Here is a 25,164-nt window from a genome sequence, read left to right as displayed (position 1 = left end):
TTTTGAATACGTGACCCGGAATGGCTACAAGGAATTCCGGTTTATTTCATTTTTCGATTGATAAATCACATCTTAATAATGTCATTTCTCTTTTTTAAAGATGGATATTCAATAAACAAAGCGAGATAGTCCATTATTATTTTCCTCCTCAATCAGCTCTTTCAGAATTGAACAGAGACTAAGGTTTTCGGGAACATAAACAATACTGTTATATTCATAAGGCATCCACTCCATTGAAGCCATATCCTGACCATTTTTTAACAACCGGAGTTTATCCATCTCTTCCAATTGGGAAAGTAAACGTTCATTTGCTGTTTTGATGATCATTTTCTCCACATAATCTTTTGCTTTCCCTGAGCCGTTATAATAAGTTTCACGTATCGGTTTATATTCTCTGGGTAATTTATTATTCAGGGGTTCCAATAAATAGCGACGTAACTCTTGTCTTTTTTTTATCATTTGATCATAAACATATTGGTATACGGTTACTATATTATTTTTCTTAAGATGAGTAATTGTACTGTGTGAACGCAAATTGCTTTCATCTTCTACGCGTTTGATAAAATCCTGAACCAAACTAATAAACTCAACTATATCCTCTTTTTTGTGAACTTCTTCAAATATACAATCACCATAATGACGTGTATTTTTAACGTAATTGAATTGTTTAAATGTCGCTGTGAAAACACCCTTTGGCATAATTTCTTCAGAATATTCTTCACCTTCATAACGGATATCCAAATAATATCCGCTTTTTTTATAATAACACGTAATGCGATTAAAAGAGCCGTACAGTTCAATCGTTGTTTGATGTTCACTATAAAAAGGTCGTTCATGATCATAGGATAGAATAAACCAACCCGCCTGGCAGATAATCTCAGGGTGGTAGTTGCTTGGGAAATACATGTTTTTCCTTTTTTATAAAATTAGTAAAAATTAACGAGATGCTCGACTTTTATGATGAGTTGAAATGACATAGCCGCTCCTTTATAACTTTAAATCGCCAAAAATAGAGAAATAAAGGAACAAAAGGCTATGTCACGGCGAGATTTTATCATTTGGGTGTTTTGTTGGGTAGACGATAATTTAACGGCGTTACAGCAAGGCACACGATTACGAAGCCGGGGGCGCCCACCTAAGATGAGCGATGCCGAAGTCATCACGATGGAAGTGATTGGTGAATTCTTAGGGTTTTCAACAGATAAAGGGATTTGGAAATACTTTTTTGACCACTGGCGCGAGTCGTTTTCCGGGACTGGGCTCACGCGCCAATTTTGCTAAACAGGCGGCAAATCTTTGGGTTGTCAAACAAAAGCTGCAAGAGCAGCTGGCGACGTTATTGGGCGCGCTCGACAGACCGGTGCATTTATCGACGGATTTCCCCTGCCCGTCTGTGGATTCAAAAGAGCGAAAGGCAGCGCCAACTTTAAAGGGCAAGCGGATTATGGATATTGTGCCGCCAACAAAAAAACATGCTGCGGCTTTAAGGGGCATCTGATGATAGATGAAACCGGCGTAGTCACGGGGCTCACGTTAACACCTGCGAGCGTCAGTGAGCGTGAAGCGGCCTGGGATTTGTCCGTCCCGATAAAAGGCTATTTGCTGGGCGATAAAGGGTATTTAGGCGTTGAGTTTAAACAGGAAATGAAAAAGCAGGGCATTGAGATGATTACGCCGGTGCGTGCCAATATGGATGATCCGATCCCCAGGGAAATCAGAAAGCGTATTAATGACAAACGCCGTTTAATTGAAACCGTGATTGGTCAACTCGCCGGGCAATTTGCTATCGAGAAGTGCTGGGCGCGGGATTTGTGGCATTTGGGTAATCGAATTGCCAGAAAACTGCTTTCTCACACGTTGGGTATTTTTGCCAATTTTAAACAAGGTAAAAGTCAACGCGACTGGCTTCAACAAGCCAACGTTATAGGATGTTAAAGTCGAGCATCGCGTTAAATTCAATATTCCATAGGCATAAACTGTAATACCATGATATTTGAGTACTTATATTAAAGTAGCATAATTCATTTTATTCTCTCTCTGCCATTTTAGCAAAAATATTCATCCCGCGAGAGGGCACTTTAATAGTGTCTGTTTCTTTGTTTTCAATAAATACACATCTACCATACCCACCTGGCCGAACAACCGGTTGAATGAACTCCTTCCCTGGCCTGAAAACCCGTTTAGCTAAATTCCACTTTGTGCTTCCCTGGCAAAGCAAGGTGAGATCACCGGACGCTCACCAGGATAATAATAAAACCGGAAGATCTCTGCGATCTTCCGGCTTTTTCATGATGATATGTCTACTATATCAACTAGTTTTTAATACCATTGGATTAAAAACGACTATTTTTTTATCCTTAGTAACACCACATGGCATAAAACCTTTTTTAAATATGGAGAAGATTTCTTCTAATTTAGAACTCTCATTAAAAGAAAATAAATATCGATAAATACTAACCATATTTAGCATATGATGACACTCATCACTAACTTCTTCTAAAAATGAATCATATTCGACATTATCAGCTAATCCTTGCTTCTTTCTCATCAGATATAATTTTCTTTTCCTAATATTTTCCTTTACATAATCCTCAGTTGACACCTTTGTTCTGTCAAGAATATCTTTATCTGCCTTTTTATAATCTTCATGAAGGTAAAATTCAGATATGAGATCGGAAAAAAAATCGCTCCAAATTGCATATGGACTTAGAACATCCTGATCAAAAAGGAGTTTTATAGCATCCTCTTTATCTTCTATGATTTCATACCCTTCTAATTTATCAGAAGAGCCAGAAAGAAAATCAGAGCTTTTAAAAAAAAGCATTGGCTCCATATAAAAGTCTATTGTTTCATGCATTGATATCACCCTAATATTTTACTCCAACGATCAAACACTCTTTGCCTTCCTATTTGGTTAACATCCTTACCAAATATTTTCGTGTTATACATATCTTTAGATCTAATTATATTCCCATCCATCATACCTTTCTTAGCTATATTTTGTATGTTAGTGACTTGCTCCGATATGGCTTTTGTGGATTGACTAATATCTATTTTATCTAAAGCATTTCTAACTGCATCTGTATATCCGTGATGGTTGCCTTGGTGTCTTGCCATTGCACTGACACCATTATCAGCTTTTCTCAAGAATATTCCGTTGGCAGCATGATCGATATCATATCCAATTTTTTTCAAAGCAGGATGGTTTGCCAATTCCTTCGGTATAACATGGTGAGCTTGATAACCGCTCCATTTAGTTGAACGCGGCAAGCCCATATCTTCCATCATGTTTTTACCCAGTTTGGTCGAACACCCTACTAACCCGAATGGGTCTTAGGATTCCGACACGACCATACTTTTTTGCGAGATTTTTCCTTTAATAACAGCTTGTTAAAGAACCGTTTTTACCCGTACTGCCCACGCCCGCGAACCTAAAATGCCGATGTGCACTTTTGGGTTGTTTGGTGGGTTTGCTCCGGTGCACTTTTACCCTGCTTCCGCTGCAAGCCATGGTGCAGTATAGCGCCCCTTTTCCCTTGTGATGGGCTGAACAGCCTGTTTTTGTGCGGTTTTTCACGGCAACGGCCGACCACCGACCAGCTTGCTGGGCGGTGGGCGGCCGTTCTGCGGGTGCGGGCGGCATAGAGCCTGCCAGCGGCGCTCTGCGACGCTCTGATGCACGGAAGCCTAAGCAGGGGCACGGCTTTGCATGACCGCACCGTATTTTCAAGGGAAGCCCCCTGCGGGGGCTGCACGGGGCGGAGATGGCGAGCACGGCAACGAGCAAGGAGCCTGCGACTGCGAGCCGCGCGCAGTCAGTCGCAGCGGGGTCGGGGCGGGGGAGGTAAACGCGGAGGCCGCAGGCCGACCTGCCTTCAGGGCTGTTAAAACACCTTTTTTCCCTGCTGTTTTTTTTAAGAATTTTTTTAAACTTATAGAGACAGTGTTGGAAAATATCTCCTTTAAAAACAGTTGGGTATATTTAACAAATTGCGGTCATTTGCTCGTAATTTGAGATGTGACTATAAGAAAGGCCTTAGGGTGGTTTGCCTAACGCAAGGCCGCTAAAGATGAAGGGGGTTAGCTGAACGGGAGCACGGTGTTCCGGTCTGGCGCGGGTTTTTGGCAGGGATTGGCTCAGGCGGTTAGAGCATAAGGCGCAGCCTTGTGCGGCGGCACCCCTGCGATGCCGGACAGCGGGGGCGCCAGACATAATGCAAATTGTGCGTTGCGAGCCGCTCCCCGCGGTGCGGCGGGACAGCGTGGCTGCCCGGTGAGTGGCGTATAATTTCCCCACATTATGTTGAGTGGGCTTTGGGCGGCCTGCACTGACTCAACGGGGACACAGTTGTTCAGGCCGACCATTGCCCACGTACCCCCGCAAGCACTGATGCTAACGGGCAGTCCGGTTACGGTCTGCCCCCGCACGAATCCCAGCGAACTCAACGGGGACTGCCGGGCTGTCCGGTGCGCGGGGGGTTCAGTTCGGCGTCTGGCTCTCCGCTGACACTGCCTGAGCCGCTCTCTGGCGGTTCGGTATGGCAGTCGGCGTCCGGTTGGGTTTGGGGGGCACGCTCTGCCGGATGGGTCTGGCTGTGCACCTGCTTGAGCTGTTTGATGGCGACTCGCGTATAGACCTGGGTCGTGTTGATTTTCTCATGCCCCAGCATCGCCTGGATATGGCGGATACAAAAGCAACTAGGCGCAGGAATTAAGCGGCTCTCATATACAGGATCTTAAGCATTAACTGTATATTTTAGATAGAAAAAAGGCTTCATTTATGATCTGATAATCGTCGCCAAACTAATACCAAAACCACGGATGAAGCCTGTGACGATTATTGCTATAAAACACCAGTTAATGCAATTTTTTAGTGATGTTTCTTTGCAAAAGATAGCGTTTGGCTGCGGATTTACTCAACGCATTAGAAATATTGAACCCCGCACATTGCTGCTTAGCCTGATTACGGCGCTCAGCACAGATAAAATCACCTCCATTGCCCAATTACATCAGAAGTTTAATGGCTTGTGCCCTGAGATTCGGCAACAAGTCAGTTACCGACCCTTTTACAATCAATTACGTAAACCGGCCTTTGAGGAATTTGTGAAAATTATTGTCAGGTTTGTCATGGCACAGTGGGTTGAAAAACACGTCGCGATACCGAAAAAATTAGCTCAATTTCAAAATGTTATTTTACAAGATGGGAGTTCATTTAAAGTGCATCCTGCGCTCGCGGAAGTTTTCCCCTCTCGATTCAAAACAACCTCTGCCGCCATTGAATGCCATATGACGATGTCGTTATTGAGCCAGACACCAACAGGAATGGCGGTGACGGCCGATACCGCGTCTGAACGCGCTCATTTGCCTGCACCGGCCACATTACGCGGGCAACTCTTGCTTGCGGATGCAGGATATCCGGCTTTTGATTATTTTGAACAACTCTCCCATTTTGGCGCGGCATTTATTGTCAGGGGAAGCCAATCGCTGAATTCTCAGATTATCACCGCGCACACTGGACAAGGGAAACCGCTGCGGAAACTGGCCGGAAAAACCTTAAAAGAAGTCACCCGCAGAACCAACCGTTCAGAAGTCTTGGATCTGTGCTGTCGGAGAAAGGGCTATGAATTCCGGATCATCCGTCGCTGGTTTGCAGAAAAGAAGCGGTTCTGTATTTGGCTGACAAACTTACCACCAGAGGAATTTACCGCGAATGACATTATGGACATTTATCGTTGCCGCTGGCAGGTCGAGTTGTTATTCAAGGAATTGAAATCACACACAAACTGGCACGGATTTACCACCCGAAAAGCGTCGTTAGTCACTGGGCTTGTCTGGTCAAGTTTGCTCGCGTTGCTGGTCAGGCGGACAATGGCAAGACGACTATTTCCAGACGCTTCTTTGCTAAAAGCAGCAAAAAATACGGATATGTGGTTACGGCCAATAATAGAAAATTTGATCCAACGAGCGTGGTCGGAAACCGGTTTTTTACTGGAAAAGGCGAGGGAATATTTATGCCGGAATGCTTTCAAAACACCGCAAAGAAAATCATGTAAAAACAAAACATTGGAGGCGTGTTTTGAAAGGCTTAATTCTTAAGATCCGGTATATGAAGCGGCTCTAAAAAATAAGAAAGCCGGAAGATCATGGGGATCTTTCCGGCTTTTTAATAAGATGGATATTATGAGAAACTATGTTTATTAACCATAGAAATAGTCAAAGAAATTCCTAAAATTGTCTGAACCTATTAATGGCTCAATTTCTTTGGCAATCATTTCAACAAACTCTGGTTTCAATTCATCATCTTCATCGCAAATTTCAAAAATATCAAATTCACCATATACTATTTCTATTAATTTTGATAACGAGATGAAAAAATCAGCTAACGAATCAGATATTTTAAATGGTTTTCCAGCGTCATAATTGGCATAAACAGGTATATCTTGATTATCTAATACAGCAATGATTGGTTTTCCTCCACCAATATCATCCATGAATACTAAATTATTATCTGGCCAATTAGGATTTTTTATTATCCCATCTGAATTTTTGATCCAACCATAACCATATTGAGCCTCCTCTATTTCATCAAAGCCACAAAACTTGATCGGAGTAAAACCAGTTTCTATTACCATATCGACAGGTGAAAATTTTTTAAACAAAAATAATATACTGTCAGATTTTCTAATATAATCAGGCCATTCTTGCTCAATGCCGTCTCTTTCTTCAAATTTACCTTGAAGATTAAATTTATTATGAACACTAACTAGTTCATTTAACGCTTTTTCTAATTTATTCATGTTAATCTCTTAGAAAAGTAAAATTTATTTAGCCTTACATTTTTTCAACCGTAATTGCTTTGCAGTTTCCTCTCTATCGATTAGGCGGCCTTTTCCTGGATTTTCATAAATACCTCTATGCCCTTGATTGCTATATAAGTGTTCATCAATACCACTAGGGTGTTTACCATTCTGTAAGAAAACAATATTTCTAGGATCTCCTTTCCAAGCTCCTCCCAAGGCACCATTACCCTTAACACTAATTATATGGTGCCCTGTATATCCTCTCTGAGACATAATAGAAGCCAATTTTCCATTACTTTTAGTCTCTTTGATTATTTTAATTTCTTCATCTGACCAATTGCGAGAACCTCCGCCTGCTTCAACAAGAATTCGTTCTTGCCCCCACGCCCTATTGATCGCTGTTCCTCTCGCTCCTGATTGAGGGGTTATAGTGTCACGAGCTTTGTACCGCATTAAATCTTTTGGATTTAATCCCAGTGGATCGATCTGCCCTGTAGGGTTATGAACGTAAGCATACGGATTGGTTCCCCCCATTAGCCCGATGGGGTCTTAGGAACGATTCCGGTGCGGTCATACTGTTTTAAGCGATTTTTTCTTTGACTATCAGCTTGTTAAAGAACCATTTTTACCTGTTCCGCCCATCCCCGCGAACCTAAAACGCCGATGTGCACTTTTGGCCTGTTTTGCGATGTTGCCCCGGTGCGCTTTTTGCCCTGCTACCGCCGCAAGTCGTTGTGCAGTATAGCTCCTCTGTTTCTTATTGATGGAGTAAACAACCTGATTTTGTGAGGGTTTTCACTTTCGGCAACGGACGAACGGGGGCCGGCTTGCCGGACGCCGGGCGGCCGTTCTGCGGGTGCGGGCGGCATAGAGCCTGCAAGCGGCGCCCTGCGACGCTCTGATGCACGATAGCCTAAGCAGAAGCACGGCTTTGCATGACCGCATCGGGTTTCCAAGGGAAGCCCCCTGCGGGGGCTGCATGGGGCGGAGATGGCGAGCACGGCAACGAGCAAGGAGCGTAGCGACTGCGAGCCGGGCGCAGCCAGTGCAGCGGGGTTGGGGCGGGGGAGGTAAACGCGGAGGCCGCAGGCCGACCTGCCTACCGGGTTGTTGGCCTGCGCAACGCAAGGCCGCTAAAGATGAAGGGGTTTTGGCCGAACGGGGGCACGGTGTTCCGGTCTGGCGCGGTTTTTGGCAGGGATCGGCTCAGGCGGTTAGAGCAGAAGGCGCAGCCTTGTGCGGCGGCACGTCTGCGGCGCCGATAAGCGGGGGCGCCAGACATAATGCAGATTAGGCGATGTGAGCCGCTCTTCGGGCGGTGAGCGGGACAGCAGGGCCGCCCGGCGAATTTCGCATAATCTCCCTGCATTATGTTAAATGGGCTTTGGGCGGCCAGTACACACGGGTTGGGGACACCGGGGCCGCCGCCGCCCATTGCCCATTTACCCCCGCAGACGCTGATGCCGACGGGCAGTCCGGCCACGGTCTGCCCCTGCCCGTACCCCGACGGACTCAACGGGGCGGATCGGACTGTCCCGTGCCCTGTGACGTCGGTTTGGCCTCAGACTCGCCACTGGCTCTGCCTGAACCGTTCGTTGGCGGTTCGGTATGGCAGTCGGCGTCCGGTTGGGTTTGGGGGGCACGCTCTGCCGGATGGGTCTGGCTGTGCACCTGCTTGAGCTGTTTGATGGCGACTTGCGTATAGACCTGGGTCGTGTTGATTTTCTCATGCCCCAGCATCGCCTGGATATGGCGGATATCCGCGCCGTTGTCCAGCATCTGTGTCGCCATGGAGTGCCGGAACAGGTGGCAGGCACCCGGTTTGTCAAGCTGTGCCTGCTCCCGGATGGCTTCGGCGGCGATTTGCGTTAACATCCCCGGACTGATGGGTTTGCCCCATTTCGTAACGAACAGGTGTCCGCTGTCATCACGCAGTGTTAACCGTGGCCGCGCATCTGCAACGTAACGGTCTACCCAGTCCAGCGCCCGCTCCCCGATGGGGATCACCCTGTCTTTGTGGCCTTTGCCTTGTCGTACCATCACCGCACCCCGTCCGAAGTCAATATCATTCAGCCGCAGATTGCGCAGCTCCCCGCGCCGGATACCGCTGCTCCAGAGGATTTCCAGTATCGCCCGGTTACGTAAGCCCATCGGCGTCAGCGTGTCCAGACTGGCCAGCACCTGCTCCGTTTCACTTTCGCTTAAGACCTGGGCGGGCAGGCGTTTCTCTTCCTTGGGCAATACCAGTAATTCCGCCGGATTGTAGAGAATGTGATGGCGCTGTAATAAGTGACGGAACCACAACCGCAATGTGCTCAGCCGCTCGCGCTGGCTGTTATTGCTGTAAAGTTGCCCATCCGGTTTACGGTAACTGCGCAGATAACGCTGCCAGCTCTCCAGCAGGGGTAACGAGACTTGCGGGGCGTAGTGAACGGCCCGCTGTTCGCACCATTCAACGAAGGGACGCAGTTGGGCGCGATAGGTTTCCAGTGTCTTGGGGCTGCTGCCCTGTAATGCCCGAACATCCAGCCACGCTTCAAGCTGCTGACGCAGCGTAATCAATGAGCTGTCGTGTGAGAGTGTCATGCGGATTTTCCTTTTTGTTATGGAGGCCATCCGGCGGTACGGTATGATGGGGGTTTTATTGTGTTGCCGGAACAGTGATTTTTCGTGTTATCAGACTTGTGAGCGCTTAACCCTGTCTGGCTGTGGCCTTACGATGATTTTGCTTACCCAGACTTAGCCCCGACTTGGGGCAGACTTAGGATAGACTTGCGCTAGAGGAACCCAGACTTGCGAGGATCATACAGGCACGATCAGGCCGCTTAAGTGGGCGCTGTCGCCGTCACCGTCCCACAGGAGTTCGTATTGCAACAGATGCCCGCGACTGCCACCGTGGATCAGCAGGTACTCCATATCACTTAAGCGCTGGCAATGCAGCTTAAGCTGGCTGTCGCTCCAGTTCGTGTAAGCCCGGATATCCCGTCGGGTAAAGCGAATGGTGTTCAGGGCGCACTGTTGCTCTGCTGCCATTGCGCGCGCCATCTGCTGGATCAGTAATAACAGTTTGCGTGTCTGCGGCGGCATTTCGTCCAATGTCCGGCCTAAGATTTCATGCGCAAGCTGGTTCGCCAGTTTGATATCGTCTTTGGTCACTTCGATGTATTCTAGTGTCTTGCCGCGATGCTCAGTGGTCTTGATTTCCCGCTGGTACTGGTGCAGCAGCGCGACACTCTGGATCAACGTCAGGTATTTCATATGGTCACGGCGGGTACGGGTCTTGTCTGACAAGAACGTCAGTTGCGACGCATACGGATTGACGACATTCAGCGGTTTCAGCAGCCGCTGGGCGTTCTGATGAAGCGCCGTCAGATAGTCCCGCTCGTTCTCAGCCAGCAAGCCTTCAAGGGTTTGCTTCTGGCGCTGCACCGCATGGATCGCTTCGGTCTGCTCACGGGATTCATTGACCGTCAGCACCAGACAGCGGTTAAGCAGCTCTTCATCGACATCAATGGCCGTTGTGGTCAGCATCAGCATGACCGGGCCTTTGACGGTATAGCTTTTGGTGACCAGGTTTCCGGTCGCTTCATCTTTACCCGTGCTCGCCATGGTCAGCTCGCCGTCCGACTGCAACAGCTTGAGTGCATAGGCCGCCTGTCGCACGCCCTCTTCTTCGGCTATCGCTAAAATCTTGTGCTGGAGATTGGTTTCACCGAGATAAAACAGGCTTTGCCCTGTCATGGCGCTGTACTGGATGCGCTCTTCTTCCGGCATCAGATTCAGTACGGCCTCCATCAGGGAGGATTTTCCGGCGGCGCTGCTGCTCTGGATCAGGACGGCTAACGGTTTGGGTAACTTTCGGCTCACGGCCGCCAAAAAGCCCGCCAGTAAATTGGTGGATTCACCGACAACCCCACAGGCCGCTAAGTCAGCGGTAATACGGGCGGTCAGATAGGGGTCTTGCAGCAAGGCCAGTGCCGCTTCCTGCTCGGTGTCACTCATTGTCGGCACATTGACCACGGATGCCGCGCCGCCTTGCTGCTGCCACTGTTCAACCGCCAGTAATACCTGCCCCAGTGTCCGCCGGATGTCACCTTCGGTTAGTCCCAGCTCAGCGGCGGCCAGGCGCGAGTAACTGTTACGTGAACGCCCGCTCATCAGATCAACCCCGTCAGCGAACAACACGCCGCTTTGCGTGTCCAGCACCTGTGCATTGAGCTTCATCACAGCCGCACCGGCTTTCACCGCACTCATGCCGCGCAGACACCATTGCAGTGTCCCGGCTGAGATAAGCAACTCACCATGATCACCGGACTCACAGACCACATTCGGCGTCACGCTGGGTACGGGTTCAGCGACTAAAGGGGAAGCGGATTCTGATGCCGTGTCCGGCTCAGGCGTCTGGCGCTCCAGTGCGACCATGTCTGCCGCCTCCTGCATCGGCACGGCACTCTCAAGCAGCAGGGCAAAGGCGGTTTCTGGTTCTGCAACCTGACACAGATAGCTATTCGCATCCATGCCCGGCGGGAACACCACACGCAGCGGCGTGATCCCTTTGGCAACCAGCGCTGCCGCCAGTTTCACCGCGGCATCATTGCCCGCTGTATCATTATCAAAGGCGATCAGCACCTGTTTAATGCCGTGCTGTTCAAAGACCTGCCAGTGATCCGCCGTAACGCCATGCACACCATAGGCCGCCGTGACATTGCGGAAGCCCGCACCCAGAAGGACATCGCATCAATCAGCGATTCACACAGGATAACGGACGCCGAACCGATCAGCCCCGCTTCATTCCAGACGCCGCCATGCTCACCCGGTAAATACAAGTGCAGCGGTGTGCCTGCTCGCAAGCGATCGGAGTTTTTACGTACATCTCCAGCACCTGACCCTCCAGACCTATTACCGGCACAACCAGCGAGCCGCTGAAGTGTTCGTGCCCGCTGTCGCGCAATAGGCCAACGGTCTGCAACTGCGCACGGATCTCCGCGCCGGCTTTGGTTTTTTTATCCGGCAAGCGATAACCCAGAGTGCGGTTGGCAAAGCCCAGTTTAAACTGGCTCACCAGCTCAGGATGATCAAGGCGGTGTTTTTTCAGGTAGGCCAGCGCTTCCGGCGCATTCAGCAGGGTCTGGTGATAAAAGGTGATCACCCGCTGCAACAGCGCCTGCCGCCCGTTCCCCACGACCAGCACCGCCTGCCAGCGGCTCCACCGCCGGATTAACCCCCAGCACCGCCCTTAAGTGTTCGGCGGCATGGCGCAGACTTAATTTTCGGTTTTCATCACCCAGTCCAGCACCGACTCGCCCGCATCGCAGCCAAAGCAGTGATAGAGATTTTTCGACGGGGTAATGACCATCGAGGGCGTTTTCTCTTCATGGAACGGTATAGCACCATAATGCTTTTGCTGTGCTTAAAAACTGCCGTCCCTGCTGCTCAATAACGGCAACTAAAGAGACAGCGGATTTCAGGTGCTGTAATTCTGCGTCCGGAATGCGAGCCATTTCAGAATCCTTATAAAACACTTCAATAAACAGAATGATGATAAATTAAAGTACTAATATGATACATCGTAAAGGGTTTTTAAAGGGAGGATTAAAATGAATCATTTACGCAAAATTGGTTAAGTGACTATGAGCTTTTCTGATAACACAGCGGCCTCTCGTGAAGAGAAAAGTTTACGCAACAACGATTACGGGCACGATTGCGAGGTACCTTTCCCAGTACAAGCTGTTTTAAAACTGTTGGGAATTGACTCATCACACGCTTGAGGGTATTAAGACGGATTGCATCAGACGTTAAAAATCAGTGTGACTATGGTTGATTTCGATAACCCAAAGAAAGGGGCACTAAAGATAGCATAAAACCCGGTTAGAGGACACTTGGTCAGTTCAGGCGATGTTGATTTTCCGGAGGCAGTTAAGAAAATGATTAACAGATTTTAATGCAGGATGCTTTTTTAACCAAGACAGTTAAGAGCAATAAAAAATAGCCATAGAATTAACGCGGCGATGGGGTGCTGATAACATTTAACCCCGCTAACCACAACCAACTAAATTAGGAGTTGAATGATGGCTAAGGCGTATTCGAAGCAAAACCGTGCAGTAAATAAAGCGACAAAAACAGAACGTTATTACACCGTGGGATACGTGCCGCAAAATAACAAGGCCACCGCACCCGCCTGCGATACACCTGAAAGGCCAGTGGCTTAAGGCGGCTGGGTTTGATAAAGGATTCACCCTCACCGTCAAGATTATGGATGGCTTCTGTTTCTTATTCCTGACAGCGACGACACCCGCATCATCAAGCAACAGTACCAGCGCCAGCAAGACCAGCTCAGTGAGATTAAGCTCAGAATGCGGGAACTGCTTGGGGATTATCAGGCAAGATAATTAATTCCATATTAATTAGAGGGGTGAATACCCCTCTAATATGTTAATTAAAGCTTGAAATATTTAAGCCATAGAGAGTTAAACTCTTCCTGAGTTATCTCAGCAGCTTCGAACTGAGCATCTCCATTTATTTCGTTGATTGGAGGAACTGGAACTTCACCTAATATAGTAGATCCTGTTGACTTATCCTCTTGAGCATAATTAACCTTTCCATTAGAAAAAATTTCTATTTTCCTTACTTCATACCTATCCTTATCCAATTCACTATATATTTCAATTGGATAATCATCATCACTATGTTTCCAATACACCTTCATATATATCATTTCATGTTTTTCCCAAAGCCAATTATTCTTCCAGATATATCAAGGGCTTCATTACTCAAATTCACAAAAACCCCTTCCCTACCATTAGTGATATTTAATCCTCTAACATCAATCGCTATATAATTTTCGAATTTTCTTCCCTGATATGGAATACCTAAGAAGGAATGTGATAACTGGCCATTTCTTTTTGATTTAGGCAATATATCTGAAAAATATTGACCATCACCATACCTAGCGTCTTTGGGGTTATTGGCTTTTAAAGATGGATTTAATTTCTGTGAATTTAATATACCTTCAAGTCCTTTGTTATCAGTGTAATGATACAAAATATTTGGATCACCTTTAGAGAATTTACCTGCCTCTAGTGCCGTATGACCTTGCTGTCGATAATCTTTATACCGTGCATATCTTTCAGGACAAGCTGCCAAGCCCAACGGATCTATCCAACCCGTAGGATTATGCACATACGAATACGGGTTAAACCCGCCTGCCAGCCCCAACGGGTCTTAGGAACGATTCCGGTGCGGTCATACTGTTTTAAGCGATTTTTTCTTTGACTATCAGCTTGTTAAAGAACCATTTTTACCTGTTCCGCCCATCCCCGCGAACCTAAAACGCCGATGTGCACTTTTGGCCTGTTTTGCGATGTTGCCCCGGTGCGCTTTTTGCCCTGCTACCGCCGCAAGTCGTTGTGCAGTATAGCTCCTCTGTTTCTTATTGATGGAGTAAACAACCTGATTTTGTGAGGGTTTTCACTTTCGGCAACGGACGAACGGGGGCCGGCTTGCCGGACGCCGGGCGGCCGTTCTGCGGGTGCGGGCGGCATAGAGCCTGCAAGCGGCGCCCTGCGACGCTCTGATGCACGATAGCCTAAGCAGAAGCACGGCTTTGCATGACCGCATCGGGTTTCCAAGGGAAGCCCCCTGCGGGGGCTGCATGGGGCGGAGATGGCGAGCACGGCAACGAGCAAGGAGCGTAGCGACTGCGAGCCGGGCGCAGCCAGTGCAGCGGGGTTGGGGCGGGGGAGGTAAACGCGGAGGCCGCAGGCCGACCTGCCTACCGGGTTGTTGGCCTGCGCAACGCAAGGCCGCTAAAGATGAAGGGGGTTAGCTGAACGGGAGCACGGTGTTCCGGTCGGGCGCGGGTTTTTGGCAGGGATTGGCTCAGGCGGTTAGAGCATAAGGCGCAGCCTTGTGCGGCGGCACCCCTGCGATGCCGGACAGCGGGGGCGCCAGACATAATGCAAATTGTGCGTTGCGAGCCGCTCCCCGCGGCTGCTGGCGGGACAGCGTGGTCGCCCGGTGAGTGGCGTATAATTCCCCCACATTATGTTGAGTGGGCTTTTGGGCGGCCAGTACACACGGGTTGGGGACACCGGGGCCGCCGCCGCCCATTGCCCATTTACCCCCGCAGACGCTGATGCCGACGGGCAGTCCGGCCACGGTCTGCCCCTGCCCGTACCCCGACGGACTCAACGGGGCGGATCGGACTGTCCCGTGCCCTGTGACGTCGGTTTGGCCTCAGACTCGCCACTGGCTCTGCCTGAACCGTTCGTTGGCGGTTCGGTATGGCAGTCGGCGTCCGGTTGGGTTTGGGGGGCACGCTCTGCCGGATGGGTCTGGCTGTGCACCTGCTTGAGCTGTTTGATGGCGACTTGCGTATAGACCTGGGTCGTGTTGATTTTCTCATGCCCCAGCATCGCCTGGATATGGCGGATATCCGCGCCGTTGTCCAGCATCTGTGTCGCCATGGAGTGCCGGAACAGGTGGCAGGCACCCGGTTTGTCAAGCTGTGCCTGCTCCCGGATGGCTTCGGCGGCGATTTGCGTTAACATCCCCGGACTGATGGGTTTGCCCCATTTCGTAACGAACAGGTGTCCGCTGTCATCACGCAGTGTTAACCGTGGCCGCGCATCTGCAACGTAACGGTCTACCCAGTCCAGCGCCCGCTCCCCGATGGGGATCACCCTGTCTTTGTGGCCTTTGCCTTGTCGTACCATCACCGCACCCCGTCCGAAGTCAATATCATTCAGCCGCAGATTGCGCAGCTCCCCGCGCCGGATACCGCTGCTCCAGAGGATTTCCAGTATCGCCCGGTTACGTAAGCCCATCGGCGTCAGCGTGTCCAGACTGGCCAGCACCTGCTCCGTTTCACTTTCGCTTAAGACCTGGGCGGGCAGGCGTTTCTCTTCCTTGGGCAATACCAGTAATTCCGCCGGATTGTAGAGAATGTGATGGCGCTGTAATAAGTGACGGAACCACAACCGCAATGTGCTCAGCCGCTCGCGCTGGCTGTTATTGCTGTAAAGTTGCCCATCCGGTTTACGGTAACTGCGCAGATAACGCTGCCAGCTCTCCAGCAGGGGTAACGAGACTTGCGGGGCGTAGTGAACGGCCCGCTGTTCGCACCATTCAACGAAGGGACGCAGTTGGGCGCGATAGGTTTCCAGTGTCTTGGGGCTGCTGCCCTGTAATGCCCGAACATCCAGCCACGCTTCAAGCTGCTGACGCAGCGTAATCAATGAGCTGTCGTGTGAGAGTGTCATGCGGATTTTCCTTTTTGTTATGGAGGCCATCCGGCGGTACGGTATGATGGGGGTTTTATTGTGTTGCCGGAACAGTGATTTTTCGTGTTATCAGACTTGTGAGCGCTTAACCCTGTCTGGCTGTGGCCTTACGATGATTTTGCTTACCCAGACTTAGCCCCGACTTGGGGCAGACTTAGGATAGACTTGCGCTAGAGGAACCCAGACTTGCGAGGATCATACAGGCACGATCAGGCCGCTTAAGTGGGCGCTGTCGCCGTCACCGTCCCACAGGAGTTCGTATTGCAACAGATGCCCGCGACTGCCACCGTGGATCAGCAGGTACTCCATATCACTTAAGCGCTGGCAATGCAGCTTAAGCTGGCTGTCGCTCCAGTTCGTGTAAGCCCGGATATCCCGTCGGGTAAAGCGAATGGTGTTCAGGGCGCACTGTTGCTCTGCTGCCATTGCGCGCGCCATCTGCTGTATCAGCAGCAACAGCTTGCGCGTCTGCGGCGGCATTTCGTCGAGCGTCCGGCCTAAGATTTCATGCGCCAACTGATTCCACAGCTGGATATCGTCTTTGGTCACTTCGATGTATTTAAGTCATCTGCCACGATGTACGGCGGTCTTGATGTCCGCTGGTACTGGTGCAACAAGGCGATACTTTGAATGAGGGTCAGTATTTCATATGGTCGCGGCGGGTACGGGTTTTATCACTCATAAAGGTGAGCTGGCTGGCATAGGGGTTCACGACATTTAATGGTTTCAGCAACCGCTGGGCGTTCTGGTGAAGCTGCGTCAGATAGTCGCGCTCGTTCTCAGCCAGCAAGCCTTCGAGCGTCTGCTTCTGGCGCTGTAACGCATGGATAGCTTCGGTCTGTTCGCGGGATTCGTTGACCGTCAGCACCAGACAACGATTGAGCAGTTCTTCATCCATATCAATGGCCGTTGTGGTGAGCATCAGCATCACCGGCCTTTGACGGTGTAGCTTTTGGTGACCAGGTTGCCCGTCGCCTCATCCTTACCCGTGCTGGCCATCGTCAGCTCACCGTCTGACTGCAACAGCTTGAGCGCATAGGCCGCCTGCGACGCCTTCTTCTTCCGCGATGGCTAAAATCTTGTGCTGGAGATTGGTTTCACCCAGATAAAACAGGCTCTGGCCGGTCATGGCGCTGTACTGGATGCGTTCTTCTTCGGGGATCAGATTGAGAACCGCATCCATCAGGGAGGATTTGCCGGCGGCACTGCTGCTCTGGATCAGGACGGCTAAGGGTTTGGGTAACTTTCGGCTCACCGCTGCCAGATAGCCCGCTAACAGATTGGTGGACTCACCGACGACCCCACAGGCGGCTAAGTCAGCGGTAATACGGCTGACCAGTTGTGGGTCTTGCAACAACACCAAAGCAGACTGCTGCTCATTACAATCGGAATTGGCAAGGACTGGCGCGCCGTTTCTGCGGCGACCACTGAACGTTGCTCGAGTACCAGTAACACCCGCCCCAGTGCCCGCTTGATAGGGGTCGGTCAGGCCAGTTCAGCCGGCTGGCGCGAGAACTGTAACGCGCACGGGCGCTCAGGATATCGAGACTATCCACGAACAGCGCCCCCCTGTTTTTGTCCAACAACTGCACATTGATTTCATGACCGCACCGATTTTCGGCGGCACACCGCGCAGCCGCCACTCCGTGCCCGTCTTGATAAACAACATCCCCGTTGGCCTCCAGCGTTGTCACCACGCCCCGGCTCTGGGCCTAAGGCCGCGGGCGCGGGAAGCAGACTGCGGGAGTAGGCTCCAGTATAAGATTTTTGCGGGTTCACAGCATTGCGCGGATTCTCAAGTAACTGACCGAAAGCCGTTTCCGGTTTAACACGTCGCAGCTAACGATTGGCGTCGCGGCCTGCCGGGAACACCACCCGCCAGACGTCCAGCCGCATTGACTACCGAACTCTGCCGCCAGCCCTACGGCGGCGTCATTGCCTGCCTTATCATTGTCATAGGCAATAAGCACCTGCTCTCATACTCATGGAAAGGCTTCCCGATGGTTGGGGTAAAGCCGTGAACCCCATACGAACAGGTGACATTGCGATAGCCCGCACCAAAACGACAGCGCATCTATCGAGATTCACACAGGATAACCGGAGGCCAACCAGCCCCCGCTTCATTCCAGACGCCGCCATGTTCACCCGGTAAATACAGATGCCGCGGTGTGCCTGCCCGCAAGCGATCGGAGATTTTTAGGCCATACATTTCCTGTATTTGCCCCTCTAGACCGATCACCGGCACAACCAGCGAGCCGCTGAAGCGTTCGTGCCCGCTCTCCCGCATTAGCCCGACCGCCTGAAGCCGGGCACGGGATCTTAGCGCCCGCTTTGATTTTCTTCTCCGGTAAGCGATAACCGAGTGTCCGGTTGGCAAAGCCGAGCTTAAACGACTGACCAGCTCAGGACGATCAAGGCGGCGTTTTTTCAGATACTCATGGGCTTCCGGCGCATTTAGCAAAGTCTGGTGATAGAACTCAACCACCCGTGACAGCAGCGCCTGCTGCCCGACCGCATCCCGAAGCAGCTCTGACGATGCAACCAGCGGCTCGACCGCCGGATTGTTGCCAAGCAGCGCCCGCAACCGTTCACAGGCATGACGCAGACTTAGATTCTCCGTTTTCATCACCCAGTCGAGTACTGAGCCTCCCGCATCGCAGCCAAAGCAGTGATAAAGATTTTTCGACGGGGTAATCACCATCGAGGGCGTTTTCTCCTCATGGAACGGGCACAATCCGGTCTTTGCCACGTTTAAAAAGCGGCCGCCCTTGCTGCTCGATAACAGCCACTAAGGGAACGGCGGATTTCAGGTGCTGTAATTCTGCTTCCGGGATGCGGGCCATAAAAATGCCCTTTTAAAACCTTGTCAATGCTCTCTATAGATATTATTATATGCTCTATAGAGTCACTTAGTCAAGTCTATAAAACAGGGGGCGATAATGGAACTCATTTGATAAAGAAACGGAACATATTGATGAGTTTTTCTGCAATTTTCGGCCGCGTAAGCAGAGGTCTGACTCAGCCCCAGATGGCTGAACGGGTCGGTATACACCTGACACAAGGTCGCCGTTACGAGTCTGGCGAGGCACAGCCCTCTTTGGACATTCTGAAGCGGATTGCCGTCACGTTTAGCGTGTCGCGGACTGGCTGATATTTGAGGGGACGAGCGCGAGCCGCAGGATGAACTTAGCTGAAGTTTTAGGCGGTTAAACAGATGGATGAAGAAGAGCAGCGCTCTGTCACTGAGATATTGGAAGCCCCTCAAAATTAAAAACATCAGGCAAAACGGCTATTTGGATGACCTGATTTAACGCGGCGCTGTTGTGGTTGCAACACACCAATGCCGCTGACCACAAGCAACTATAAGGAGTTGATAATGGCTAAGGCGCATTCTAAGCAAAACCGCGCGGTAAATAAAGCCGCCAAAACCGAACGTTATTACAACGTGGGATACGTGCCGCAAAATAACAAGGCCAAAGCCCCGCCTGCGTACCATGGGAAAGTGGCTCAAGGCTGCCGGGTTGATAAGGGTTGCACCCTGACCGTGAAGATTATGGATGGTTGCTTTGTGCTGATCCCTGACAGCGATGACACCCGCACCATCAAGCAGCAGTATCAGCGCCAGCAAGACCAGCTCAGTGAGATTAAGCTGCGGATGCGCGAACTGATTGGTGGGTAGAAAAAAGCCCTAAGAGCAGGAACTGAGCGGCTCTTAAAAAAGCCGGAAGATTATGGGATCATTCCGGCTCTCTTCTTTTTTTTTAAATTTAAATTCAAATTAGACTTTAATATGTTCCAATTTTCATAAATAGAACCTTTAAATAATTCCCCTGGGAAATTCATAAGCTATTCTTATATTTATACATTTAATAAACTTCTTTTAAAGCATTCCCGTTCTGATTGGTTTAAAGTGTAGCCAGTAAGCCAATGCCTTCAGAATCTCGGGTAATTTACAATTTCTTTACGAGTCAAATAAATCAAGTTCTTTCATATATGCGCAAAATGTTAAAGTCTTCATTAGAATAACAGCTATAATAAACAATTTAGGTATTAAATGAATTTTATACATTTTCGCCAAATTGGAATAACTATTCTCATGGATTCATAAAACTTCATCTATATTATTTAACCACATATAAAGGGATTATACTATATCTTAAAATTTGCAATATAATCAATCATAATACAATATTTTCACGAAACAGAAAAGGTGATAATATTACCATTTTTTTATCATCAATTTTATGTGGCATATTTATTTGGTGCATATTTATAACATCAACTTGGCAGTACTAATTTAATAATTTACTCAACATTCATTATCTTAAAAACTTTGATTTTGGTTTTTTTAAATAACTGTAGGCAGATTCTATGCTTTAATCTTAATACTTTCCCTAATAGCTGTTGCTTTTAGATTCACAGAAACAGTGATTTTGTTTATTATTCTTTCCCTTGATGGCTATACTTTCTTTAAAATGGAAAAATAAGAAACATTTCCTTTCTTCATCAGCAATAGAAAATTTCCTTTCTCATCAATAAAAATTTTACTATGTGCGTGGTCTGTTTCAACTCGAAAAACAGAAACCGTCTCGCCGCACTTACCGTTAACCCCAAAGGGTCAATCCAAGACGTCGGATTTTTCACATAGGCATAATGATTAACCCCTCCACCTAACCCAATGGGATCAGGCGTGAGGTAGCAGCTGGCAACCGGCGAATAATACCGGAACCGATTGTAGACCAGCCCGCTCTCGTCATCCAGCCACTGCCCGGCGAACTTAAGACCCGGATTCAGTGCCGCATTTTCCCCGGTATACCCAGACGCAGCCCGTACAGGCTCTGCAGCGGCTGGCGCCAGACCCGGTGTCCCGCGGTATCAAACAAGGCCAGTGGCTCGCCCGTTGGGGCACACACCGCATACTGGGTCTGAATGGCTCCGGCGAGCAGTTCACTGCGGTTTTCCGGGTCCGGGGTGAAGAACTGTACCTGCTGTGCCAGCAACTGCCAGCCATCAAACACCAGATGGCGGATACAGTGCAGCCGGTTGTGCCGGTACTCCCGGATTTCGGCCGGCACATCGCCATCCCACAGATACGTGGTGCACTCGCCTGACTGTTCGCACCTTTTTTCGGTGCGCCGCCCGAAAGCATCATAGCGATAGTCCCACTGCTGGCCGCCCGGGGTCAACACGCCAGTCAGCTGGTTCTGGCTGTTCCACCTAAACTTGGTCAACTGAGCGCGGTGTCCTTCCTGCCACAGCTGCATCGCGGTCATGCGCCCGGCATCATCATACTCAAACAGGTGTTGGCCGAGCTGCCGTAACCGGTGCCCTTTCTGGTACAGCCGTTCCCCGTCGATGTCATTTAATCCATCAAAACGGCGCGACGGATAACCGGAAGCATCATACTGATAATGTTCCTGCAAACGATCCCGGTCGCTGACCGACGTCACCTGCCCGTTGCCGTTAACGATATAACGCAGCCATTGCCGCTCATCGTTTGCGGCCACCAGATTGAGTGCCGCGTCGTAGCGATATTCCCTGTCCAGTCCCGCCAGTGTGGGTTGCGGAATATCGGCCACTTCATGGGCTTCAAAGAATTCGGTGTTGCGCCCGGCACGCTGCGCCGTCAGTTGCCCCATCAGGGCATGCTCCTGCCGCAGGATGAAGCCTTTATCTGACTGACGGTGCCATTCATGGCCGTCGTCATCCCGCTCAAGGCTGAGCGTGTGCTCACCGCTGAAACTGACCCGCCGCAGTTCACCGACGTTATTGGCTTCGGTTTTTGCCTGCCAGCGTTGATTATCGGGGGTGAGCAATGTTCTTTCGACGGTGGCACTGTCCGGGTAATCCCGCCGGATATCACCGTATACCTGCGTTTCTTTGACGATGCGGTCTTTATCATCGTATTCAAAGGTCAGGGGCGTACTGTCGGGCGCAGTCACTGCCAGCAAACGCCCCAGAATATCGTAACTGTAGGTGGTGGTGCCTTCGGGGGTGTGCACAGCGGTCATGCGGCTGGCCGCATCATACTCAACGCGGGTGATATTGCCTAACGCATCCCGTTTTTCAATGCAGTTACCGTTGCCATCATAGGCATAGTGCCATTGCGTGCCTGCATAATCGGTTTCGGTCACCACCCGGCCGTCCGCATCCAGCGTATAACGGTAGCTTTCGCCCTGCGGATTAATGACTGCCAGTAATTGCAGGCTGTCGGGGTCATAACGATACTGCCAGCGGTTTCCTTCGCCGTCGACACGCGCCACCGGCAGGTCAAACGGGCCGTATTCGATATACCATGGCACGCCACGGGCATCTGTCCAGCCGGTCAGGTTACCGTGGCGGTCATGACGGAATCGTTCCAGACTGTTGTTCGGGCGATCGCTTAATGCGACCCGATGATGGCGATCGTATTCCCACAGCCACAGTGCGCCGCCCCCCGAGGCCAGTCGTTGCAAGCGGTCATGGCTGTCATAGCCCAGCCGCAGGCTGCGGTTTTCTTCATCAAACAGGTGGCTCAGGCGCTGGTGTTCGTCATATTCCCAGGTGCGCTTATGCCCTTCATCGTCTTCAGCGGCGATAACCAGGCCGAATGCATTACGCGTCAGCGTGGTTTTGCTGCCATCCGGGGCAATAAAGCATTCTGCATTGCCATGGTCATCGTATTGCTGCCACCAGACACGCCCGAGGGGATCGGTCATGCTGATAAGGCGGTCAGTCTCATCGTAGTGGTATTGCCAGGTTGCCCCGCTGGCATCGGTCAATGCCGTCACCAGCCCGGTATCCGCCAGATAATCCAGTTGCAGAATCTGCCCGTCCGGCAGGATCTGCCGTTGCAGGTTGCCCCAGTCATCATACTCGTAATGCGTGACATGACCGCACGGGGTTTCAATCCGGGTGACCTGCTGTTCGGCGTTATAATGCCAGGTGGTGGTATGACCCTGGGGCGTGGTGGAGCGGGTGATGCCCTGTGCATAGGTCAGTTGCACCGGGTAGAACCCGCCGCTGCCGACGCTGTGGATACAACGGCCTTGTGCATCATAGGTATAATCAACGGCCGTCTGGTCACCGTCTGACCAGCGGCTCATCAGTCCCTGGGCATTGTATTTATAGAACAGGTGAAATTGCTGGGTACTGTCCGCTTCTGCCAGCCAGCCATTGTCGTGATAGTCATAACGCACCATCACGTCACTGAGACCACTGTCACTGCGGCGGATATCGGCCAGCAGACCATCGTCGCGGTACAACAAGACCAGCGCCGGGCCGTCGCTGTGGGTGACCCGATTTAGCTGGCCTTGCGCATTGTAATGAAACCCGACGGCATTGTTGTTGCGGTCACGCAGGGCAGCCAGTTGCCAACGCTGTGTGCCGGCAGTCACGGCGATGCCCGGTTGGGTAAAGTATTTTCTGACCGGCTGATTGCGTTCGGTCAGAACGAAGCCCTGTTTTTGCCGGCTCAGTGTAAATTCCGGGTGCTCCGGGTTGATACTGTGGTCAACGCTCCGGGGCAGGGCAAAATGCAGGGAAGCGCCTTCCAGTGTCAGGATTTCCACCCGGTCACCGGTGACTATCACGGCCTCGGAGAAATTGTCCAGCCAGTTTTCGCCCAGCAGACCCCGCAATCCCGGTGACCAGCTGCGGGTAAAGGTCAGGGGGATCGTCTGCCCCAGTTCAAACTCAGTGCGCTGGTCAAACAGGCCGCCGGTGGTCACGTCTATCGGGTCACCTGAGAAGAATTTTTTGGTGGCCTGAGTGAAACGTTTAACCCCTTTATTGGCTTTAAACGCGGCTTTGGTACAGCTCAGGGTTTTACCTCTCAGTACGTTACCGGTTTTTTTGGCACCCAGTTTTGCGCCGGCCAGTACCGCCTGCCGACCGGTTTTGGTCAGCAGTTTACCCACGCCTTTGAGCATTCCGCGTGTCGGCGGCACCAGAAATTCCACCGCCACCAGTAATGCCCGCTGCCAGCCGGAGAACTCTTCTTCAATCTCAAGGTAAGTTCCCTGACCGGAGCCGATAAAGACCGTGCTCGCGCCCCCTTTGATGGCCGCCCCACAGACCAGTTTGTCACCGGCCCGCGCCGCAGGCTGACCGTTGATAAACACGGATTCACTGCCCTGCGCTATCAGGGGCGGTGCCGGGTGTTTGCTGCACGCCGCCATATCGACGGTGGCCCGTGCTGCGGGTTTTCCTTCAATGATGACGTTACCGGAACCCCCGCTCAACACCCCGTCCGGTGAGCCGAAGCTGTCGATAAAGTCCGTGACGGCCGAGCTGGCGGCTGCAATGGCATCGCTGGCCAGGTAGGTTAACCCGCTGCCTGCGGCCGCCGCCAGAAGGGTGCCCCCAATCCGCCGGGTGCCGGCCCACCGGTAAGCCGACCACGCAGAACCCCACCGCCCCAAAAATGGCGGCCCCAATCAGGGCACCGGCCACCGCCCCCATCAGGGCACCAAAGAAGCTCTTATGCTGAATGGGGTCACCCTGACGCGCTGCTGCCGGCCCTCTGGCACCGCCCGCCGGCGGCAGGGGAGGCCGGGCATGGGTGGCCCCGACCCGGGCAATCCGGGTAATAATGTCATCACCTAATCCCATATCGGCCTCTCCTTAGGCTGCCTGAAAACTGTTCACCACCGCCAGTAAGGCTTCCCGCTGCCCGCTGTTCATGGGCTGTGGCGAGGTCAGGTTAAACGCCAGCAGCTGGCTGTTCCGGATTTGCAGCACCACCGTCTGGTGCATTTCCCCTTCCGGGCTTTGCCACTGGTAATCCAGCCGCCATGCGATGTCTCCGCTGAGTTCGATTGGCAGCCGCTGATGCTCCTGATACCCCGGCAGGTGGGTGACAAACTGGGTCAGTGTCTGTTCATAATACGTCTGGCTGTCGGTGCCTGCCGGCACCGGGGTGCGGTTAATCACCAGATTGACGCCGCTGTCATCCGGCAGCACAAACACGTGCATCGATTCATCACGCCAGCCGGCAGGCAGGGTCAGGGTGCCTTCGTTCATCTGGTAGGGGAGTGTGCTCATGATTTTCCTTTTCACTTTTTTATCTGATTGATATTCAGCCCGCCGCCGAAAAATCCGGC

General features: G+C 51.1%; 25 protein-coding genes and 3 pseudogenes. 9 read left to right on the top strand and 19 right to left on the bottom strand.

What is annotated here, in order from left to right; translation table 11 throughout:
* Positions 1-108: 108 nt before the first annotated feature.
* Positions 109-906 (bottom strand): hypothetical protein, encoded by a 798-nt coding sequence (locus tag ACSJJG_RS01295; RefSeq protein ID WP_282885535.1) that lies wholly within the window; start codon positions 904-906, stop codon positions 109-111.
* 129 nt (positions 907-1,035) lie between these two features.
* Between ACSJJG_RS01295 and ACSJJG_RS01290 the strand changes: the two genes are divergently transcribed.
* Positions 1,036-1,281 (top strand): hypothetical protein, encoded by a 246-nt coding sequence (locus ACSJJG_RS01290; protein WP_481088182.1) that lies wholly within the window; start codon positions 1,036-1,038, stop codon positions 1,279-1,281.
* A 15-nt stretch (positions 1,282-1,296) separates the two neighbouring features.
* Positions 1,297-1,935 (top strand): IS982 family transposase, encoded by a 639-nt coding sequence (locus tag ACSJJG_RS01285; RefSeq protein WP_481088181.1) that lies wholly within the window; start codon positions 1,297-1,299, stop codon positions 1,933-1,935.
* A 373-nt stretch (positions 1,936-2,308) separates the two neighbouring features.
* Here ACSJJG_RS01285 and ACSJJG_RS01280 read toward each other — a convergent pair whose 3' ends face one another.
* The 4 genes and pseudogenes from ACSJJG_RS01280 to ACSJJG_RS01265 all read right to left on the bottom strand — a co-directional run.
* Positions 2,309-2,857, bottom strand: coding sequence for a hypothetical protein (locus ACSJJG_RS01280; RefSeq protein ID WP_481088180.1), 549 nt, complete (start codon positions 2,855-2,857; stop codon positions 2,309-2,311).
* Positions 2,858-2,862: 5 nt separating this feature from the next.
* Positions 2,863-3,288, bottom strand: coding sequence for an AHH domain-containing protein (locus ACSJJG_RS01275; protein ID WP_481088179.1), 426 nt, complete (start codon positions 3,286-3,288; stop codon positions 2,863-2,865).
* An 849-nt stretch (positions 3,289-4,137) separates the two neighbouring features.
* Positions 4,138-4,446, bottom strand: coding sequence for a hypothetical protein (locus tag ACSJJG_RS01270; RefSeq protein WP_481088178.1), 309 nt, complete (start codon positions 4,444-4,446; stop codon positions 4,138-4,140).
* Positions 4,443-4,685 (bottom strand): annotated as a pseudogene (locus tag ACSJJG_RS01265) (hypothetical protein); the annotation flags it as partial. The pseudogene ACSJJG_RS01265 and the gene ACSJJG_RS01270, both read right to left, overlap by 4 nt.
* A gap of 145 nt (positions 4,686-4,830) precedes the next feature.
* Here ACSJJG_RS01265 and ACSJJG_RS01260 point away from each other — a divergent pair.
* Positions 4,831-6,096 (top strand): IS4 family transposase, encoded by a 1,266-nt coding sequence (locus tag ACSJJG_RS01260; RefSeq protein WP_282885521.1) that lies wholly within the window; start codon positions 4,831-4,833, stop codon positions 6,094-6,096.
* Between the two features lie 101 nt (positions 6,097-6,197).
* On the opposite strand, the gene ACSJJG_RS01255 is transcribed toward ACSJJG_RS01260, so the two are convergent.
* Entirely contained in the window at positions 6,198-6,797 is a 600-nt protein-coding gene (locus tag ACSJJG_RS01255; RefSeq protein WP_189761393.1) for a hypothetical protein, read from the bottom strand.
* 24 nt (positions 6,798-6,821) lie between these two features.
* On the bottom strand, positions 6,822-7,334 hold the full coding sequence (locus tag ACSJJG_RS01250) for a hypothetical protein (protein ID WP_223281904.1): 513 nt from the start codon (positions 7,332-7,334) through the stop codon (positions 6,822-6,824).
* Positions 7,335-7,779: 445 nt separating this feature from the next.
* On the opposite strand from ACSJJG_RS01250, the gene ACSJJG_RS01245 reads away from it, so the two are divergent.
* Complete coding sequence (locus tag ACSJJG_RS01245) at positions 7,780-8,094, top strand: hypothetical protein (protein WP_282885537.1); 315 nt, start codon at positions 7,780-7,782, stop codon at positions 8,092-8,094.
* Between the two features lie 218 nt (positions 8,095-8,312).
* On the opposite strand, the gene xerC (ACSJJG_RS01240) is transcribed toward ACSJJG_RS01245, so the two are convergent.
* The 5 genes from xerC (ACSJJG_RS01240) to ACSJJG_RS01220 form a co-directional block, all read right to left on the bottom strand.
* On the bottom strand, positions 8,313-9,386 hold the full coding sequence (xerC, locus tag ACSJJG_RS01240) for a site-specific tyrosine recombinase XerC (RefSeq protein ID WP_189759840.1): 1,074 nt from the start codon (positions 9,384-9,386) through the stop codon (positions 8,313-8,315).
* A gap of 216 nt (positions 9,387-9,602) precedes the next feature.
* Positions 9,603-11,486 (bottom strand): toprim domain-containing protein, encoded by a 1,884-nt coding sequence (locus tag ACSJJG_RS01235; RefSeq protein ID WP_481088177.1) that lies wholly within the window; start codon positions 11,484-11,486, stop codon positions 9,603-9,605.
* A 91-nt stretch (positions 11,487-11,577) separates the two neighbouring features.
* A complete protein-coding gene (locus ACSJJG_RS01230) occupies positions 11,578-11,982 on the bottom strand; it encodes a hypothetical protein (protein ID WP_481088176.1) in 405 nt (134 codons plus the stop codon).
* Positions 11,983-12,063: 81 nt separating this feature from the next.
* The gene (locus ACSJJG_RS01225) at positions 12,064-12,156 is read right to left on the bottom strand and encodes a CHC2 zinc finger domain-containing protein (protein WP_481088175.1); all 93 of its coding nucleotides are present in this window, start codon (positions 12,154-12,156) and stop codon (positions 12,064-12,066) included.
* Positions 12,157-12,172: 16 nt separating this feature from the next.
* Positions 12,173-12,301, bottom strand: coding sequence for a hypothetical protein (locus ACSJJG_RS01220; RefSeq protein ID WP_481088174.1), 129 nt, complete (start codon positions 12,299-12,301; stop codon positions 12,173-12,175).
* A gap of 564 nt (positions 12,302-12,865) precedes the next feature.
* On the opposite strand from ACSJJG_RS01220, the gene ACSJJG_RS01215 reads away from it, so the two are divergent.
* Entirely contained in the window at positions 12,866-13,009 is a 144-nt protein-coding gene (locus ACSJJG_RS01215) for a hypothetical protein (protein ID WP_481088173.1), read from the top strand.
* Positions 12,957-13,193 carry a SymE family type I addiction module toxin gene (locus ACSJJG_RS01210; RefSeq protein ID WP_481090346.1) on the top strand — a complete coding sequence of 79 codons (237 nt, stop codon included), beginning with the start codon at positions 12,957-12,959 and terminating at the stop codon, positions 13,191-13,193. Before ACSJJG_RS01215 ends, ACSJJG_RS01210 begins: the two co-directional genes overlap by 53 nt.
* Before the next feature lie 43 nt (positions 13,194-13,236).
* Here the strand turns inward: ACSJJG_RS01210 and ACSJJG_RS01205 are convergent, their stop codons facing one another.
* Both ACSJJG_RS01205 and ACSJJG_RS01200 read right to left on the bottom strand, forming a co-directional pair.
* The gene (locus tag ACSJJG_RS01205; protein WP_189759843.1) at positions 13,237-13,515 is read right to left on the bottom strand and encodes a DUF6881 domain-containing protein; all 279 of its coding nucleotides are present in this window, start codon (positions 13,513-13,515) and stop codon (positions 13,237-13,239) included.
* Complete coding sequence (locus ACSJJG_RS01200; protein ID WP_282885539.1) at positions 13,512-13,949, bottom strand: HYD1 signature containing ADP-ribosyltransferase family protein; 438 nt, start codon at positions 13,947-13,949, stop codon at positions 13,512-13,514. Before ACSJJG_RS01200 ends, ACSJJG_RS01205 begins: the two co-directional genes overlap by 4 nt.
* A gap of 502 nt (positions 13,950-14,451) precedes the next feature.
* Between ACSJJG_RS01200 and ACSJJG_RS01195 the strand changes: the two genes are divergently transcribed.
* On the top strand, positions 14,452-14,625 hold the full coding sequence (locus ACSJJG_RS01195; RefSeq protein WP_481088172.1) for a hypothetical protein: 174 nt from the start codon (positions 14,452-14,454) through the stop codon (positions 14,623-14,625).
* A 361-nt stretch (positions 14,626-14,986) separates the two neighbouring features.
* On the opposite strand, the gene xerC (ACSJJG_RS01190) is transcribed toward ACSJJG_RS01195, so the two are convergent.
* Both xerC (ACSJJG_RS01190) and ACSJJG_RS01185 read right to left on the bottom strand, forming a co-directional pair.
* Positions 14,987-16,060 carry a site-specific tyrosine recombinase XerC gene (gene xerC, locus ACSJJG_RS01190; RefSeq protein WP_189759840.1) on the bottom strand — a complete coding sequence of 358 codons (1,074 nt, stop codon included), beginning with the start codon at positions 16,058-16,060 and terminating at the stop codon, positions 14,987-14,989.
* A gap of 216 nt (positions 16,061-16,276) precedes the next feature.
* Positions 16,277-18,924, bottom strand: a pseudogene (locus tag ACSJJG_RS01185) (CHC2 zinc finger domain-containing protein).
* Between the two features lie 131 nt (positions 18,925-19,055).
* Between ACSJJG_RS01185 and ACSJJG_RS01180 the strand changes: the two are divergent.
* Positions 19,056-19,352: pseudogene (locus tag ACSJJG_RS01180) on the top strand (helix-turn-helix domain-containing protein).
* 105 nt (positions 19,353-19,457) lie between these two features.
* Positions 19,458-19,760: a SymE family type I addiction module toxin gene (locus ACSJJG_RS01175; protein ID WP_481088171.1), complete on the top strand. Its 303-nt coding sequence runs from the start codon at positions 19,458-19,460 to the stop codon at positions 19,758-19,760.
* Between the two features lie 827 nt (positions 19,761-20,587).
* Here ACSJJG_RS01175 and ACSJJG_RS01170 read toward each other — a convergent pair.
* From ACSJJG_RS01170 to ACSJJG_RS01160, 3 genes are all read right to left on the bottom strand, one after another.
* Positions 20,588-20,842 (bottom strand): RHS repeat-associated core domain-containing protein, encoded by a 255-nt coding sequence (locus tag ACSJJG_RS01170; protein ID WP_481090345.1) that lies wholly within the window; start codon positions 20,840-20,842, stop codon positions 20,588-20,590.
* 29 nt (positions 20,843-20,871) lie between these two features.
* The gene (locus ACSJJG_RS01165) at positions 20,872-24,498 is read right to left on the bottom strand and encodes a PAAR domain-containing protein (protein ID WP_481088170.1); all 3,627 of its coding nucleotides are present in this window, start codon (positions 24,496-24,498) and stop codon (positions 20,872-20,874) included.
* Between the two features lie 187 nt (positions 24,499-24,685).
* Positions 24,686-25,105, bottom strand: coding sequence for a DUF1795 domain-containing protein (locus ACSJJG_RS01160; RefSeq protein WP_481088169.1), 420 nt, complete (start codon positions 25,103-25,105; stop codon positions 24,686-24,688).
* Between the last annotated feature and the right edge of the window lie 59 nt (positions 25,106-25,164).

The sequence above is a fragment of the Xenorhabdus sp. SGI 60 genome (assembly GCF_056632175.1).
Note: the sequence above shows the minus strand (reverse complement) of the source record. Positions and strands in the feature narration are given on the sequence as shown.